Genomic DNA, 16,819 nt, shown 5'->3' on the forward strand with positions numbered 1-16,819 from the left:
GTGCTCGTGTCCCCGCGCCCTGAGGGCCGGACGGCCGAGCCGATCCCACCCTGGAGGATTCGATGATCCCCACACCCGAACCGGCCGCACCTCCCAGAGAACGGGGCCATACCGGCGTACTGATCGCGCTGATCGCGATCGAGGTCCTGGCCGTCACCGAGACAGCGATGGCGATCGCCGCCATCCCCACCTTCATGCGCGTCTTCGAGGCCGACTCCGCGGCCGCGGGCTGGACCACCACCTCGTACCTGCTGGTGGGCGCGGCCTGCGCCGCGACCGGCGGCCGGCTCGGCGACATCTTCGGCCGCAGGAAGGTCCTGACGCTGCTGCTCGTGGCGGCGGCCTGCGGATCGCTGATCAGCGTGCTGGCGACGGATCTGTGGATGGTGGTGTTCGGCCGCGGGGTGCAGGGCCTGGCCGCCGGCGCCCTGCCGATCTCCTACGGCCTGGTGCGCGAGCTGCTGCCGGCACGGCGGGTTCCGCTGGCGATCGCCCTGCTCAGCGGCATCGTCCCGGTCTCGGCCGGCGCCGGGTCGCTGTTCGCCGGGATGCTGCTCGACAGTGGCGGCTGGCGCGTGATGTTCCTGGTCGCGACCGCGCTGGGGGCCGGCGCGGCGCTGGTGGCCTTCGTCGGCCTGCCGCGCACGCCCGGTCTCATACCGCGGCCGCCGGTCGATGTGGTCGGCGCCGCGCTCCTCGTCCCGGCCACCGCGTTCGTGCTGTTCGGCTTCACCCAGGCCAGGGGCTGGGGCTGGACGGACGGGTGGGTGCTGGGGTCGATCCTGGTGGGGCTGGTGGCCCTCGCCGCCTGGGTGTGGTGGGAACGGCGCGTCCGCGAGCCGATCATCGACGTCCGGCAGTTCGGCGACCGCAAGATCCTGCTGACCACACTGGCCACGGTCATGGTGGGCGTGGGCGGTCAGGGGACGGTCGTCATCCTGACGCCGATCGTCCTCCAGCTGCCCGAGAGCGCACCGGTCGGCATGGGCCTGTCGCCCACCGCCGCCGGCGTGGTGGGGCTGGCCATCGCCGTGGTCGGGTACGGCGGGGCCGCGGCCAGCGGGCGGATCTCCCAGGTGGTGGGCGCCCGGTGGGCCCTGGCGGTCGCGGCCGCCCTCTACATCATCGGCCCCACCATCTGGATCTTCCAGGCGCAGAGCCTGACGGGCACCGTGATCGCCATGGGCTTCACCACCCTGGGCTCCGCGTTCGCCTTCACCGCGACACCGAACCTGATCGTCGAGGCGGTACCGCCCGAGCAGACCGGCGCCGCCACCGGAATGAACCGGGTGGTCCTGAACATCGGGATCGCCGCCGGCCTGTCGATCGGCTCGATCATCCTGGCCACCTGGACCGCGCCCGGCACCCACCTGCCGACCGAGACGGCACTGACCGCCGGATGCCTGTTCGTCATCGGCTCCGCCGCGGTGACCCTCCTGCTCACGGCCTTCATCGGCGGTTCCCGCCGAGCGGAGGCGGGGAAGGCCCCGTCGGCCGACGTCGACGCCAAGCGGGCCGTGGCCTGAACCGAACACCCCGGTGAGGACCGGCGCCGGGGCCGTCCACGATCAGTCGCCCTCCTCCAGCCGGAGGAGGGCGACTGCTTTGGGTGTGCACGCGGGCGGCGGGAGGTCGAAGCTCAGAGGCAGGCGTCGTCCAGCTTCCGGAACGGCGATGCCGGTGGTGGCGGTGGGCCGCGGACTACGCGGGGACGGAGTCGTCCCCGTGCACGAGCGCGACGAGCTCCCGGCGCAGCACCTTGCCCGTGGGGGTCGTCGGGAACTCGTCGACGAACACGACGTGCTCCGGGGTCTTGGAGCCGCGGAGCCGTTCGCGCACCCACGACCGCAGTTCGTCGGCGTCCACCTCGGCGCCGGGGCGCGCGATGACGAACGCGCCGATCCGCTGCCCCCACTCGACGTCCGGCACACCGGCCACGACGCACTCCAGGACCGCGGGGTGGCCGTCCAGCGCGTCCTCGATCTCGGCCGGCGCGATGTTCTCGCCGCCCCGGATGATGGTGTCGTCGGCCCGCCCCCGGACGAAGAGGTAGCCGGCGTCGTCGAGGTAACCGCGGTCCCGGGTGGGGAACCAGCCGTCGCCGCGCACCTTGCTGCCGGCCTCGAGGTACTCCCCCGACACCTGCGGTCCCCGCACGACGATGTCGCCGACGATGTACGGGGCGCACGCGCGCCCCTGGTCGTCCTGCACCTCGATCTCGACCGACGGCAGCGCGCGCCCGACCGAACCCAGCCGGGCCCGTACGGACGGGTCGGCCGAGTCAGCCGCCTCGCGGTGGTCGTCCGGGCCGAGGACCGCGATCGACGACGCGGTCTCCGTCAGCCCGTACGCGTTGACGAACCCCGTGCCGGGGAACAGCTTCAGCGCGCTCTCGATGATCTCGGGGGCGATCTTCGCTCCGCCGTAGGAGACGGACTTCAGGCAGCCGGGGCCCGGCGTCCCCCGTTCCCGGAGCTCGGCGACGATCCGGGCCAGCATCGTCGGCACCACCATGGCGTGGGTGATCCGCTGGCGCTCCACCGTGCCGAGCCAGTCGCCGGGGGCGAACCGGTCCATGTAGACGATCCGGCGGCCGCTGTAGAGATTCGAGAGCGCGTTCGCGACCGCCGCGATGTGGTACGGCGGGACGCTGACGAGGGTCGCGTCGGTGTCCGGCACCGAGCCGAACTCGACCGACCCGAACAGGTACGAGGTCAGGTTGCTGTGGCGGAGCACGGCGCTCTTGGGCGCCGCGGTGGTCCCGCTCGTCATGAGCAGCACGGCGACCGCCTCGGGGTCGAGCGCGGCCGCCACCGAAGCGGCGGAAGACACAGGAGACGCCGAGGACGTGGAGGCCGGGTCGTCGCCGGCCGTCAGCGCCATGAACTCGCCGATGCCGACGGTCTCGGCCCCCGGCACGCGTTCGGGCGTGTCCGTCACCACGAGCGGGGACTCCTGGCGCCCCATCACGTCGGCGAGCTGCTCGGCGCCCAGCCGGTAGTTCACCGGCAGGAACGGGACGCCCGCATAGGCGGCGGCGAACAGCGCCACGGGGAACGCCGGGCCGTTCGGCCCCAGGTAGAGCAGCCGGCGCGCCCCGCGCGAGGCGAGGTGGCCGGCGCCGGCCAGGGCCCGGGCGCGCAGGTCCGTTCCGGTGAGACCGGTCTCCCGGTCCCCGACGAGCACCCGATCGGCCATGCCGTCGGCGACCATGTCGAGGATCATCGCGAGGTTCATCGAAGCTCCACCGCCTGTCGTCGAGAGCCGGTCAGCGGCCGCGCTTGACCTGCTTGAAGGGGACGTCGCGGTCCGGGGCGGCCTCGCGGGGCATCCCGAGCAGCCGCTCGCTGATCATGTTCCGCGACATCTCGGTGCTGCCGCCGCCGAGGCTTCCCCCCTGCCGCATCAGGTAGCCGATGGCGGTCCGGCCGCCGACGCCCTCGGACGGGCCGGTGCCCGTGGCGGCGTTCGCCCCCGCGATCCGGAGCGCCAGGTCGTCCCCGCGCTGGGTGGCCTCGGCGTGCAGGAGCCGCAGCATCGACGCGGCGGCCGGGGGCAGGACGCCGGTCTCGAGCGCGCGCGTCACCCGCTCGGCCGTCTGCTCGTGCACCCTCATCAGGGTCAGGTACTCGCCGAGCATCTCCCGGACCCGTGGGTCGTCCGAGCGGCCCGAGGCCGCGGCGACGTTCAGCGGGTTCACGCGAGGCATGGTCCGGGCCTCGCCTCGACCGCTGATGTAGGGCGAGCCTCCGCCCATGGCGTTGCGCTCGTGGAACAGCTGGCTCGACGCGACGGTCCAGCCGCCGCCGACCTCGCCGACGACGGCCGACGCCGGCAGGACCACGTCGTCGAAGAACTCCTCGCAGAACTCCCGGACGCCGTTGACCATGCGGATGCGGTTCATCGTCACGCCCGGCGCCTTCGTCGGGACCAGGAACATCGTGAGACCGCGGTGCTTGGGCACGTCCCAGTCCGTGCGGGCCAGGCACAGCCCCCAGTCGGCCGCGTAGGCCGAGGTGCTCCAGGTCTTCGCGCCGTTCAGCACCCAGCCGTCGCCGTCGCGGTCCGCGCGGGTGATGAGGCCCGCGAGGTCCGATCCTCCGCTCGGCTCGGACAGGAACTGGCAGAGGACCTCCTCGCCCCGGATCGCCGCCCCGATCCGCTCCCGCTTCTGCTCCTCGTTCCCCATGTCGAGCAGCGTCGGGGCGCAGATCGCGAACGTCGGCATGTTCAGCAGCAGCGGCATCTCGTACGGGTCGCTCTCCTCGGTGAACGCCTGCTGGTGGGCGAACGTGAGGCCGAGCCCGCCGTACTCGCGGGGGAAGCAGATGCCCGCGAAGCCGCCGGCGTAGAGGATCTTCTGGAGCTCGCGGGCGCGCTCCCATTCGTGGGCGTCGTCCTCGACCAGCGGCGGCAGGGAGCCGTCGCGGGGCGGCATGTTCTCGGCCAGCCACGCCCGCGCCCGGGCGCGGAAGGACTCCACGCTCTCCATCGTGCTGTCGGTCATCACGGATCAGTCCTTCGGCGAGTCAGAGGGAGGCCAGATCGGCGAGGCGGAGGCGGTGGTCCTCCGGCGTCCCGTAGAGGGCCTGGTCGAGCACGGCACGGCGCAGGAACAGGTGCAGGTCGTGCTCCCAGGTGACGCCGATGCCGCCGTGGATCTGCACGCAGTCCTGGAGGATCGGCAGCGAGCGCTCGCCGACGAAGGACTTGGCCACGCTGGCCAGCTCGGCGGCGTCCGGCGCCTCCGCCTGGACGGCGGCGGCCGCGGCCTGCGTCGTCGCGTGGCAGGCCTCCAGCCAGGTGCGCATGTCGGCGAACCGGTGCTTGAGCGCCTGGTAGGACGCCAGCGGACGGCCGAACGAGTACCGGTCGAAGGCCCACCGCGTCGTCATCGCGAAGGCGCGGTCGAGGACGGCGCAGACCTCCGCGCACTGGACGACCAGGGCGATCTGGAGCTGCCGCTCGATGATCTCGTCGGCTCCCGGCGCGCCGACGAGGGCGCCGGCGTCCACCCGCACCCCGTCGAAGCGGACCTCGCCGAACGAGCGGGACAGGTCGACCGTCCACTGCTCGGAGATCGTCACTCCGGCCGCGGCGGCGGGGACGAGGAACTGCGCCACCCCGTCCGGGGTCTTCGCCGTGACCAGCAGGAGATCGGCCTGCCCCGCGTCCTGGACGCGGTCCTTGACGCCGTCGAGGACGTAGCCGCCGTCCGCCGGCGCGGCCGTCAGCCGGGGGTCCGCGGGCGTCCACTCGCGGCCGGGCTCGTACACGGCCCAGGTCGCGATGGTCTCCCCCGCGACGAGGGCCTCGATCCGCTCGCCGTGGTCGGGTCCGCGCCCGTGCGCCGCGACCAGTCCGGCGAGGACGACGTTGACCGGGAGCACCGGCCCCGGCGCCACTCCGGCGCCGAGCTCCTCGGCGAGTACGGCGAGGTCGCGGACGCCCTCGCCGGACACGCTCCCGCCGCCCAGTTCCTCGGGAACGACGGCGGCGGCCCAGCCCAGCTCGGCTCCCTTGCGCCACCAGTCCCGCGACCAGCGGAGCTCGCTCCCCTCCATGCCGCGCACGCGGTCGAGGGAGTACTCCTGCTCGAGAAGCCCCCTGGCCGACTCCTGGAAGAGCTTCTGATCCGGCGAGAGCGCCAGCTCCATCGGGACTCCCCTTCACATCGTCGCGAGACCGCCGGCCGGCTCCGGACGGCCCGCGGAACCCGGAGGTTCCGGCCTGCCCGTCACCGTTCCGGACAGGGTTCACTAAACACGATGGCGGAATAGTTGTCAATGTATCGAAGTATCGCTGCCGCCTCGGCAGCCGTGTGATTACTTCCTCGGGAACCTGACAAGAGCTTTGACGGCGAACCCTGTGCGTCGTTTCACACCGGCCGAAAAGGTGCCGTACCCTCGGTTCGGCTAGATTCATAGTTGCCGAATACTGGAAGAATAGACGACCGACAGACAGAGGGGGGCGTCATGGCCCGCGAACCCGTCGCGGTGACAGAGGTCTTCAAGGCGCTGGGCGACCCGATCCGGTGGAGCATCGTCCAGCAGATCGCCCAGGAGGACGAGTTCGCGTGCAGCCTCCTGGAGGACATGCTGCCCGTCTCCAAGCCGACCATCTCGTACCACACCAAGATCCTCTCCCAGGCCGGGCTGATCGAGGTGCACAAGCGGGGCCGCAACTACTTCTACTCCTTGCGCAGGGACGTGATGCGCGAGGTGATGGGCGAGCTGTGGGACCTCGCCCCGGACGAGGAGAAGGGCGCCGTCCGCGCCCGTCCCGCCCCGCGCGCGGAGCGGGCCCCGGCCGCGGCGGACGAGGCCGACGCCAACGTCAGGCTCCTGACCTGGTAGCCGTCACCGCCGGTACGGCACCGGCGCGGAGCGCCACACGACCTGGCGGGTCGCGCGGCCTGCCGCACGGGCCGGACGGCTCGGGCGAGGGCGGGCGCTACGTCGTCTCGCCGGGCAGGAGCACGAACGTGTCCTCCAGTTCCGTCGTCTCCTCCGGGGACGGCCCGCCGCCGTAGACCGACGCGAGCGCCGCCCGGAAGTGACGCACCGCGGCCGCGACATCGCTCATCACGGTCGTCAGCCGGGGCGAGACGACCTGCCCGATGTCGGCCCCCTCGACGCCGACCACCGCGACGTCCCGGGGCACGGCCAGCCCGAGGCTCTTCGCCGCGAACACCAGCGCCAGCGCCACCTTGTCGTTGTAGCAGGCGATCCCCACCGGCCGTCCGCGCGACCGCACCAGGTCCTCGAGGACCCGCCGCGCGCCTTCGGCCTCTATGGGCACATGGACGCGGGCGGGCGCGCTCAGCCCCTCCGACGCGCAGAACGCCGTGACCGCCGACGAACGCCCCCGCCCGTAATGGTCGTCGCGCCCGCCGGCCAGGAAGGCGTACGCGATCTCGCCGTGGCCGCGGGAGTGCAGGTGCCGGGCCTGGAGGGTCCCGATCCAGCGGTTGACGTCGGGCCGTACCAGCTGCGGAAGCACCGGGCAGCCGGCCCGCATGATGAGCTCGCGGTCCCCGGGGGACAGCCCGCCCAGATCGACGACTCCCGCGGGCCGCATCGTCTCGACCATGTGCCGCAGCCGGTTCGACGAGCCCTTCCCCCGCGACAGGGCGAAGTGCGCCACCATGGTGAACCCGAGCTCCTCGATGTCGGCGGAGATGACCTCGATGACGTCCTGGAGCCGCATGAAGGTCGCGGACGGCACGGCCACGATGATGAAGTCGCTGCGTCCGAGGGCCAGCGCGCGGCCCGCCGCCGAGCGGACGTAGCCGAGTTCCGCGGCGGCCCTGCGCACCCGCTGGACGGTGTCCTCGCTGAACCGCTCGACCTGATCGTTGAGGACATGGCTCACCGTGGCGCGCGAGACACCGGCCAGCCGGGCGACGTCGACGCTGGTCGCGGGGCGCGAACGCGGCGGCGTGGAGGGGCCGCCGCCCGCCGGCTGCCTGGGCACATCGTCTCCCGATGGGTCGAAGGACGTTCCCGCGCGGGCCGGACCTCGGCTCACCGCAGGGGGAGGCCGACCGCGCCGATCGCCACCCGACACTGCAGCAATCTACCCCATTCGACATATTTACGAGCTTTGAAATATCAGCCGACCTCCCTGCTTCAGGCGTTCCGCGGGAAGCCCAGGTCGAGCCCTCCGTGGCTCGGGTCGAGCCAGCGGGTGGTGACGACCTTGCCCCGGGTGAAGAAGTGCACGCCCTCGGTGCCGTGCGCGTGCGTGTCGCCGAACAGCGAGTCCTTCCAGCCGCCGAAGCTGTAGTAGGCCATCGGGACGGGGACCGGGACGTTCACTCCGACCATCCCGACCTCCACCTCGTTCTGGAAGCGGCGCGCGGCGCCGCCGTCGTTGGTGAAGATCGCGGTGCCGTTGCCGTACGGGTTCGCGTTGATCAGCGCGACGGCCTCGTCGAAGGAGCCGACCCGCAGCACCGAGAGCACCGGCCCGAAGATCTCGTCGGTGTAGATCGGCATGTCGGTGCCCACGTGGTCGAACAGCGTCGGCCCGACGAAGAACCCGCCGCCGGTGCCCTCCGCGGCGTCGGCGTCGAACTCCGCCCGGCGCCCGTCCACGACCAGGGTCGCGCCCGCCGCCAGGCCGGCGTCGATGTAGCCCGAGACGCGCCGCTGGGCGGCCCTGCTGACCAGCGGGCCCATGTCGCAGCCCCGCCGGCCGTCGCCGGTGCGCAGGCCGCGGACGCGCTCCGCGATCCGCTCGACCAGGCCGTCCGCGCAGCCGCCGACCGCGACCAGCGCGGAGATCGCCATGCACCGCTCCCCCGCCGAGCCGAAGCCGGCGTTGACGGCCTGGTCCGCGGCCAGGTCCAGGTCGGCGTCCGGCAGCACCACCATGTGGTTCTTCGCCCCGCCGAGGGCCTGGACGCGCTTGCCGTGCGCGGTGCCGGTCGCGTAGACGTGGCGGGCGATCGGGGTGGACCCGACGAAACTGACCGCCTTGACGTCCGGGTGCGCGAGCAGCCCGTCGACCGCGTCCTTGTCCCCGTTGAGCACGTTGAACACGCCGTCGGGCAGGCCCGCCTCCCGCCACAGCCCGGCCATCCAGAGCGCGGCGCACGGCACCTTCTCCGACGGCTTGAGCACGACCGTGTTGCCGGCCGCGATCGCGATCGGGAAGAACCACATCGGCACCATGGCCGGGAAGTTGAACGGGCTGACGATCGCGACCGGGCCCAGCGGCCGGCGCACCGAGTGCACGTCGACCTGGGTGGAGGCGTTCTCCGTGGCATCGCCCTTGAGGAGGTGCGGCATGCCGCAGGCGAACTCCACGGCCTCCTGGCCGCGGGCGACCTCGCCGGCCGCGTCGGAGAGCACCTTGCCGTGCTCGGCGGTGATCAGCTCGGCCAGCTCCCCGCTCCGGGCGTTGAGCAGCTCGCGGAACCGGAACAGGATCTGGGTGCGCCTGGTCAGCGAGGTGTCCCGCCACCCCGGGAACGCCGCCCTCGCCGCGTCCACCGCCTCGGCGACCTCGGCCGCCGAGGCGAGCGGGACCCGGGCCGTGACCGCACCGGTCGCCGGATCCGTCACGTCGCCGAACCTCCCGCCGCTCCCCGGGCGGGCGGCGCCGCCGATCCAGTGCGCCAGCTCGGGCGGCCCGTCTCCGGCCTCGGCCCGCGCGGCGGCGTCCAGGGTGTTCGTCATCGGTTCCCTTCCGTTCCGCGGTTCTCGCGGGCGTGACCTCGGGAGAGTTCGGTGATCGCGTGCACCGGGCAGTCGAGGAGGGCGCGCCGCACGTCCGCCTCCCGGTCCGCGGGCACCTCGCCGGCACCGGCGGCCAGCGACGCGTAGCCCCACTCATCGATCGAGAACGTCTCCGGGTCGTACACCCCGCACATGCCGAACCCGTCGCACAGAGTCCGGTCGAGCTTGATCCTCACCGTGGCCTCCTCTCACGATCCCGCGGCGGGCATCGCCGCGACGGCGGGCGGGGCGGCGGCCGGCCCGGCGCCGGCGCAGATGCCGCACCGGCCGTCGAGATGGGCCGCGACCGCCTCCGGGAACTCCCGCAGCAGCGCGGCCGCGACGTTCGTGGCGCCGTCGAGCGTCCCGCACGCGCCCCGGCCGCGGAGCCCGGTCGACCAGCCGCGCAGCCGTTCGAGGTCCGGAGCCCCGGCCCGCTGGTCCCGGAGCGCCTGGAGCACGGCGCTCATGGCCGCGGTCCCGTTGAAGCACGACCCGCACTGGCCGGCGTTCTCCCGGGCGAAGTACGCCATCACCGCCGCCGTGGTGGCGACGGAGCAGTCGTCCCTGCCCAGCGCCACCACCGCGCCGCAGCCCAGGCCGCTGCCGAGATCGGCGAACGTGTCGTACTCGAGCGGGACGTCCAGCGCGTGCTCGCCGACGACGCCCGCGAAGTAGCCGCCCATCAGGAAGCCGCGCACCGCGCCCGCGTCCTCGCCGAGCCAGGCCAGGACATCGCGCAGCGCCGTCCCGAACGGGATCTCGTACAGTCCCGCGCGCCCGCGGATCGTGAGGGTCATCAGGAAGGTGCCGGGGGCCTTCTCCGTGCCCACCTCGCGGTAGCCCGCCGCCCCCAGTCGCCGCACCCACGGCAGGTTGGCCAGCGTCTCCACGTTGGCGACCAGGGTCGGCCTGCCGCCGACCCCCGACTCGAACGGTCTCGGCGGCTTGTCCATCGGCAGCGCCGGTCCCCCGTTGAGGGCCTGGACGACCGCCGTCTCCTCCCCCGCGACGTAGGCGGGGGCGACGCGGGCGATGGAGACCTCGACGCCGAACGAAGGATCCTTCCGCGCAGCCTCCAGCGCGGACCGGATGCTCCGCTCGCTGCCGGGATCGGACACGAAGACGTGGGCGTCGCCCGTCCCGGCGGCCTGCGCGGCGAGCCGGAGGCCGTCGAGCACCAGGTGGGGCCGGTGCCGCATCAGCCACCGGTCCTTGACCGAGGCGGGCTCGCCTTCCTCGCCGTTGGCGACCACCACGGGTACGCCGTCGCCCGCTCGTACCGCCCGCAGCTTCCTGCCCGCGGGGAAGGCCGCGCCGCCCCTGCCGCGCAGCCCGGACTCCTCGACCTCGCAGACGAACGCCTCGGCGTCCCGCAGCGGCCGGTAGCCGCCGCGGGACCGGTACGCGCCGATGTCCTCGGCCCGCGCGCCATCGATGACCAGCCGAGGAGAGATCCCCGGGTAGGCGACACCGAGGTCGTGCGAAGCGGTTCCGGGCGGTCCGCTCATCCGAGCGCCGGTCACGCCGTGACCACGACGTCGTCGCCCCGGACATGGACCGGGTACGTGCGGATGCTCCACTCCGGCTTGACCGCCGTCGTTCCGGTGGCGAGCTCGAACCCCCACTGGTGCCAGGGGCAGTAGACGAACTCGCCGTCCCGGACCTCCGCCGCTCCCCCGGGCAGCTCGTCGTCGGTGACGACCTGCCCGTGCGTGCGTCCCTTGCACAGCGGGCCGCCCTCGTGGGGGCAGTAGTTGGCGATCGCGTAGAACCTGCCGCCGACGTTGTAGACCCCGACGCCGTGCCGCCCGATCGGGACGATCTTGTGCTGGCCGGGCCGGATCTCGTCGACGGTCGCGACGACGTGCTCGCGTCCCCGCGCGAGGCGGGCGGGCCGTTCGGCCGACGGCTCGGCCGTCATCGGAAGACCCGCTTCCGGCCGCTCAGCGCCGGCACCTCGCTCGGCAGGTGGAACAGGTCGATCGCGTTCCGGAACATGATCTGCTCGCGCATCCGCGCGGGAATGTGCTTGGCGATGAACTGCGGGTCGTCGAACGTCCAGTGCGGGTAGTCGGACGAGAAGAGGAGGATCCTCTCCGCCTCCATCCACTCCAGCGCGTTGGTCAACTCCAGCTTGTCGTCGGGGTAGTCCAGGGGCTGCGTGGTGAACCAGATGTGGTCCTTGACGTACTCCGACGGCTTGCGCTTGAGGCCGTTCTCCGGGCCCTGGGCCTTGTACATGGCGTCCATCCGCCACATGAGGGGCAGGATCCAGCTGAAGGCGTGCTCGATCAGCACGATGTTCAGCTTCGGGAACCTGTCGAAGACGCCGTCGAAGATCAGGCTCATGATCTGGTTCGCGGCGAGCATCGAGTAGCTCACCATCAGGTCGTGGTTGTAGGTCATGAACCCGACCGGCGACATCGGCAGCTCGTTGTTGCGGCCGCGGCTCAGGTGGCAGGCGACCGGGATGCCGTGCCGCGACGCCGCCTCCCACACCGGGTCGTAGCGGGGGTCTCCCCAGGCCGGGCGCATCTCGGCGTTGATGAGCACCTGACAGAAGAACGGGTGCCCGGCCCACTCCTCGATCTCCCGGGACGCCAGTTCGGGCGCCTCGACGGCGGCCACGATCGAGCCGTAGAACCGCTGGTGCCAGTTGTTCACCCGGTCCAGCCAGCAGGCGTCCTGCCAGCGGTTGGTGGCGACGGCGAGCGCGTGCAGCTCCTCCTCGGTCTGGCCGTCCGAGCTGTTGGTCGGCCCGAGGATCGCGATGTCGGACCCGGCGTCCACGATCAGCTGCCGGAACGTCAGGTCCGGGTCGGAGCCGGCGAAGTTCCCGTCGTCGGGAAAGGCGTCGGTCCTCATGGCGTAGGAGTGGGCGTAGTCCGGCGCGTCGTAATAGACCGGGCTGCCCGCTCCCTGCGCGCGCAGCTCGAACAGCTTGCGGAACCTCTCCGGGATGAACTGCGCGAGCTCCCCGCGCTTGGGCACGGGATGGACGTCGCAGTCGACGACCCTGACCTGGGTCGTCTCGCCGGTGAGGACACTCTCGTGGTGCATTTCGATCGTCATGACGGTTCCCCTTCTCTGCGGGCGAACGGCGAACGGCGGAAGGCTCAGGCGGGGACGAGCCGCTCGATCCCGAAGATCCTGGCCGCGTTGCCGCCGAGGACCTTCGCGCGCTGCTCGTCGCTCCAGCGCGGGGGCAGATCAGCGGGCGACACGAGCTGCCAGTCGGGATAGCTCGAACCGAACAGGACCATGTCCTCCTTGCCGGTCATGCGCAGCCACTCGGACGCGTACTCCGCGTCGCCGGGGCCGTCGAGCAGGCCGTGCACGAAATAGACCTGGTCGCGCAGGTAGTCGCTGGGGATCAGCGGGGCCCACGGCGTCTGCTCCAGATGCGGCCGCCCGAACGTGTCCATGCGCCACATGAAGGGCGTGACCATGTCGGCGGCGCCGTCCGCCCAGATCACCTTCAGGTCGGGGAACTCCTGGAAGACCCCCTCGGCGATCATGTTGAGCAGGTGCCAGATATAGGTCATGGGCTGGTACGCCGCGTGGTGCGAGTAGGTCCTGGGAACGCCCGAGGGCGTCGGGGGGTGGGTGATGCCGACCCCCATCTCCAGGTGCACGGCCACGGGCAGGCCGGCGTCGCAGACGGCGCGCCACAGGGGCCTGAAGTGCGGCCTGCCGTAGGGTTCCTGGGTCTGCATCGGCAGCCCGATCTGGACCATGCGCGGGTGGTCCCGCCACTTCGCGATCTCGCGGACCGCGCCCTCGATGTCGTTGGGGTTGACCCGGATCGTCCCCCGGAACCGGTCGGCGTACGTGCCCGACTCCAGCCACCGCTCCGCGAGCATCCGGTTCGTCGCCGCCAGGATCGCGGTGCCCACGTGCCAGTCGGGCAGGATCGCCGCGACCGACATCGGGTGGAGGACGGCGTAGTCGAAGCCGCGCTCGTCCAGGACCTGGCGTCCGGTGAGCTCGGGGTCCGATCCCGGGTGCGCGCCGTTCTCCCCGGCCGTGCCGGCGGCGTACTTGGGGCCGGGGCGGGAGAACCACGCCACGTCCACTTCCGGAAAACCCCTGCTCCTGAACGGCTCTCGCAGATAGCCGCGCAGGTCGGCGTCGTTCTGGAAGAAGGCGTGCACGCTCGCGTCGATCTTCGGATGCGTCCGGGAGGTCATCGGTGCTCCGTCCCCGCCCTCATGGCGATCGTGGATCAAATTATTGCTCCGTTCTCGGCGCGGTACAAGGCCTCGGCGTGCCGGGACTCCCGGCAACGGGTTCAGGAACGCGTTCAGGAACGCCCGGCCGCCGTCCCGCCGATGAAGTCGAGGAGGACCGCCGCCGCCTGGACCCACGGATCGAAGACGCTCCCCTCGCCGCGCCGCTCGGCGGCCCGGGCCGCCTCCCACGCGTCCTCGGGCCAGGGCGGCTCGATGAGCCGCGAGCCCTTGATGAGGCAGTGCACCTCGTACGACGTGCGCTTCGGATGGTCGAAGTCCCGCTCGCCGCCGCGGATGATCAGGGTGGGCACCCTGATCCCCTCGAACTCCCAGTCCGGAACGCCCGGGATCGCCTCGTTCGGCTTGGGAACGAACGCGTCGAACCACCGGGTGAGGACACGCTCGAACTCCCCGGCGCCGATCGCGAGCAGCCGGTCGCGGTTGCGCGGGTTGGCGCGCACGAGATCGGCCCAGCTGCCCGCCTGGCCCGGCAGTTCGAGGATCCCCTCGATGCCGTTCTCGCGCACGGTCCGCAGCTCCGACATCGCATAGACCATGGCCAGGGTCATCGTGCTGAACGTGCCGCCCACGATCGACCAGACCGCCAGCCGGGTGACGAGCTCGGGGTACTCGATCGCGAACACGATCGAGTCGCGCGCACCGCCCGAGCCGCCGAACGCGGCCACGGGCCCGGTGCCCAGCTCGGCGAGCATCCCCGCGAGCGTGGCCGCCCGCATGTGCGACTCGGACCTGCCGAAGATCTGGATGTCCGACGCACCGCAGTTCGGCCGGTCCCACAGCAGCACCCGCTTCCCGCCCGCGGCGAGCGCGTCGGCCAGCGGGCGCACGCCCGGGAAGTCCTTGCCGAACCGGCCGCCGGGCGTCAGGACGACGACCTCGCCGTCCTCCGGCCCGACGAACTCGTACACGACCAGCCCGCCGTTGACCTCGACCTCAGCCATTGCGCGTCCCCTCCTCCCCCCGCCCGGACGGCGGCGGCGGTTCGGCGACGCGCAGGGCGGCCACCTCGCGTCCGTCGATGAAGTCGAGGAGCAGCGGCGCCGCCTGCCGCCAGGGGTCGAACAGGCTGCCCGTTCCGGCGAGGCTCGCCTCCACCGCGCGCTCCCACGCGTCCTCGGGCCACGGCGGGTCGACCAGGATCGAGCCGTCGATCAGCGCGTGCACCTCGAACGACGTGCGCTTGGGATGGTCGAAGTCCCGCTCGCCACCTCGGATGATCAAGGTCGGCACCCTGATCCCCGCGAACTCCCAGTCCGGCACCCCGGGGATCACCTCGTTCGCCTTGGGGACGTAGGCGTCGAGCCAGCGGTTCATCACCCGCTCGAACTCCTCGGCGCCGATCGCGACGAGCCGGTCGTGGTTGCGGGGGTTCGCCTTGACGAGGCCGGCCCAGGCCGGCAGCCGCAGCACGCCGTCCATGCCCGACATGCGGACCGCCCTCAGCTCGTCGAGGACGTAGACGCCGGCCAGGCTCATCGTGCTGAACGTGCCGCCCACGATCGACCAGACCGCCAGCCGGGTGACGAGCTCGGGGAACAGGATCGTGAAGACGATCATGTCGCGCGCCCCGCCGGAGCCTCCGGCGGCCACCACCGGCCCGGTGTCCAGCTTCTTCAGGAGCAGGCCGAGGGTCTCCGCGCGCATGTGCGACTCCGACCTCCCGAATAGCTGGACGTCGGAGGCACCGCAGTTCGGGCGGTCCCACAGCAGTACCCGCTTGCCGCCGCCCGCCAGCGCGCCGGCGAGTTCGTGCAGCCCGCCGTAGTCCTTGCCGAAGCGGCCTCCCGGAGTGAGGACGACGATCTCGCCATCGTCCGGGCCGACGAACTCGTAGACCACCCGACCGCCGTTGATCTCGATCTCGGCCATTGGGCCTCCTCCACGTCTCGTTCGCGCCCTTCGCAGGCTACGGGACCGAATGTTTGATCCGCTAGAGGCGGATCGAGCGGGATCGGATCGGTTTCACCTTCGCCGCGCGCCGCGGGCATACTTTTCCCATGAGCTCACCGCCAGCGCGTACGCGGAACGCGGGCCCGGCGCCGTCCGGCCGGCGTACGGACGAAGTACGGCAGGCGGCCGCCGCGCTCTTCGAGCAGCACGGCTACGCGGCGACGACGATGACCCAGATCGCCGACGCCACCGGGCTCTTCCCCGGCAGCCTGTACCACCACTTCGGCTCCAAGGAGCAGATCGCCGTCGAGATCCTCAGGCGGTTCGACGAGGACCTCGACGCGGTGAGCACCAAGCTGACGGCGTCGATCCGCGACCTGCCGCCCGAGAAGCGCCTCAACCAGCTGGCACGCGAGGTCGTCTCCCTCAGCCTCCGGAACGGAGCGGCCATCCAGCTCAGGGTCTTCGAGCCGCCCACCGTCGCGACGGAGCGGCTCCACGACGCCTGGAAGCTGCACACTCCCGTCCTGGACCGGCTGTGGAAGTCCACCATCGACGACATCGCGGGGAGCGACCCTGAAAAGGTCGGGAAGGTGCCGCTGCTGCGGTTCGCCCTCAAGAACCTGACCCTGGACGCCGCGGCCCATTTCCCGCGCCATCCCGACCCCGCGGCCGTGGCCGACGATCTGTGCGACCTCCTGCTGCGCGGAATCACGGCGGACCACCCCGGCGACGAGGAGCTCGACCGGTCGGAGGCGCTCCGGGCGGTCGACGACGCCCTGTCCACGTGGCCGGCCCGTTCGAGGGAGACCGGTGACGACGTCCGCGACCGGATCATCGCCGCGGCCCGCACGACGTTCGCGCGCCGCGGTTACGCGGCCACGACCATCCGGGACATCGCGGAGCTGGCGGAGGTCCGGATGGCCACGCTCTACCGGCGGGTCGAGTCGAAGGAGGCGATCCTCCGCGAGGTGATCGAAGGGTTCTCCGCCAGCCTGGAAACGGCGACCCGCGCGGCCCTGACCACGGGAGACTCCGAGGCGGCCTCGCTCGACGCGCTGGCGAAGGTGTTCGTGCACGGGCGGCGGCGGTTCCGCGAGGAGTCCGACATCCTCCGGTTCGAACGCACCATGGACTCGGATCCCACCTCGCTCGACCACTCGCTCGCCCATTACTCCCAGCAGACACGAGAGCGCCTGCAACTGCTGGAAGGCGTCCTGGAGCGGGGCATGGCCAAGGGGACCCTCCGCCGGATCGCCCCGCCGCAGACCCTCGCGCCGCACATCAGGTACGTGCTCTGGGTCACCTACCAGGACTTCGGGCGAACGAGCGAGGACCGGGCGCACGCGTTCCTGCGCGGCACCATGCTCCGCGGATTCCTGAACTCCTAGCCTCCGCGGGCGCCCCGGCGGCACCGGAAGCGTTCCGCGCCAGGTCTTGGAGCAAATA

General features: G+C 72.0%; 15 protein-coding genes. 3 read left to right on the top strand and 12 right to left on the bottom strand.

Annotated features, from left to right (window positions below; genetic code table 11):
- Nucleotides 1-62: 62 nt before the first annotated feature.
- Nucleotides 63-1,526, top strand: coding sequence for an MFS transporter (locus AB0881_RS18280; protein WP_366618099.1), 1,464 nt, complete (start codon nt 63-65; stop codon nt 1,524-1,526).
- A 175-nt stretch (nt 1,527-1,701) separates the two neighbouring features.
- On the opposite strand, the gene AB0881_RS18285 is transcribed toward AB0881_RS18280, so the two are convergent.
- From AB0881_RS18285 to AB0881_RS18295, 3 genes are read right to left on the bottom strand one after another with little or no spacing between them, the layout of a single operon-like run.
- Complete coding sequence (locus AB0881_RS18285; protein ID WP_366618100.1) at nt 1,702-3,237, bottom strand: class I adenylate-forming enzyme family protein; 1,536 nt, start codon at nt 3,235-3,237, stop codon at nt 1,702-1,704.
- Nucleotides 3,238-3,268: 31 nt separating this feature from the next.
- On the bottom strand, nt 3,269-4,507 hold the full coding sequence (locus tag AB0881_RS18290; protein ID WP_366618101.1) for an acyl-CoA dehydrogenase family protein: 1,239 nt from the start codon (nt 4,505-4,507) through the stop codon (nt 3,269-3,271).
- Between the two features lie 22 nt (nt 4,508-4,529).
- Complete coding sequence (locus AB0881_RS18295) at nt 4,530-5,657, bottom strand: acyl-CoA dehydrogenase family protein (RefSeq protein WP_366618102.1); 1,128 nt, start codon at nt 5,655-5,657, stop codon at nt 4,530-4,532.
- Between the two features lie 318 nt (nt 5,658-5,975).
- Between AB0881_RS18295 and AB0881_RS18300 the strand changes: the two genes are divergently transcribed.
- Complete coding sequence (locus AB0881_RS18300; RefSeq protein ID WP_366618103.1) at nt 5,976-6,356, top strand: metalloregulator ArsR/SmtB family transcription factor; 381 nt, start codon at nt 5,976-5,978, stop codon at nt 6,354-6,356.
- Nucleotides 6,357-6,453: 97 nt separating this feature from the next.
- On the opposite strand, the gene AB0881_RS18305 is transcribed toward AB0881_RS18300, so the two are convergent.
- The 9 genes from AB0881_RS18305 to AB0881_RS18345 form a co-directional block, all read right to left on the bottom strand.
- Nucleotides 6,454-7,476, bottom strand: coding sequence for a LacI family DNA-binding transcriptional regulator (locus tag AB0881_RS18305; RefSeq protein ID WP_366618104.1), 1,023 nt, complete (start codon nt 7,474-7,476; stop codon nt 6,454-6,456).
- A gap of 155 nt (nt 7,477-7,631) precedes the next feature.
- A complete protein-coding gene (locus AB0881_RS18310) occupies nt 7,632-9,185 on the bottom strand; it encodes a CoA-acylating methylmalonate-semialdehyde dehydrogenase (RefSeq protein ID WP_366618105.1) in 1,554 nt (517 codons plus the stop codon).
- A complete protein-coding gene (locus tag AB0881_RS18315) occupies nt 9,182-9,421 on the bottom strand; it encodes a ferredoxin (protein ID WP_366618106.1) in 240 nt (79 codons plus the stop codon). Before AB0881_RS18315 ends, AB0881_RS18310 begins: the two co-directional genes overlap by 4 nt.
- 12 nt (nt 9,422-9,433) lie before the next feature.
- Complete coding sequence (locus AB0881_RS18320; RefSeq protein ID WP_366618107.1) at nt 9,434-10,735, bottom strand: NADH-ubiquinone oxidoreductase-F iron-sulfur binding region domain-containing protein; 1,302 nt, start codon at nt 10,733-10,735, stop codon at nt 9,434-9,436.
- Between the two features lie 11 nt (nt 10,736-10,746).
- Nucleotides 10,747-11,148: a Rieske 2Fe-2S domain-containing protein gene (locus AB0881_RS18325; protein ID WP_366618108.1), complete on the bottom strand. Its 402-nt coding sequence runs from the start codon at nt 11,146-11,148 to the stop codon at nt 10,747-10,749.
- Nucleotides 11,145-12,299, bottom strand: coding sequence for an amidohydrolase family protein (locus tag AB0881_RS18330; RefSeq protein WP_366618109.1), 1,155 nt, complete (start codon nt 12,297-12,299; stop codon nt 11,145-11,147). Before AB0881_RS18330 ends, AB0881_RS18325 begins: the two co-directional genes overlap by 4 nt.
- 44 nt (nt 12,300-12,343) lie before the next feature.
- Nucleotides 12,344-13,417 carry an amidohydrolase family protein gene (locus AB0881_RS18335; RefSeq protein WP_366618110.1) on the bottom strand — a complete coding sequence of 358 codons (1,074 nt, stop codon included), beginning with the start codon at nt 13,415-13,417 and terminating at the stop codon, nt 12,344-12,346.
- 113 nt (nt 13,418-13,530) lie between these two features.
- On the bottom strand, nt 13,531-14,421 hold the full coding sequence (locus tag AB0881_RS18340) for an alpha/beta hydrolase (RefSeq protein ID WP_366618111.1): 891 nt from the start codon (nt 14,419-14,421) through the stop codon (nt 13,531-13,533).
- On the bottom strand, nt 14,414-15,349 hold the full coding sequence (locus AB0881_RS18345) for an alpha/beta hydrolase (RefSeq protein WP_366618112.1): 936 nt from the start codon (nt 15,347-15,349) through the stop codon (nt 14,414-14,416). The genes AB0881_RS18340 and AB0881_RS18345 overlap by 8 nt, the downstream gene beginning before the upstream one ends.
- 128 nt (nt 15,350-15,477) lie before the next feature.
- On the opposite strand from AB0881_RS18345, the gene AB0881_RS18350 reads away from it, so the two are divergent.
- Nucleotides 15,478-16,761: a TetR family transcriptional regulator gene (locus AB0881_RS18350; protein WP_366618113.1), complete on the top strand. Its 1,284-nt coding sequence runs from the start codon at nt 15,478-15,480 to the stop codon at nt 16,759-16,761.
- Nucleotides 16,762-16,819 lie beyond the last annotated feature (58 nt).

Origin of the sequence: Spirillospora sp. NPDC029432 (assembly GCF_040703975.1) — a bacterium.
Lineage (GTDB): Bacteria > Actinomycetota > Actinomycetes > Streptosporangiales > Streptosporangiaceae > Spirillospora.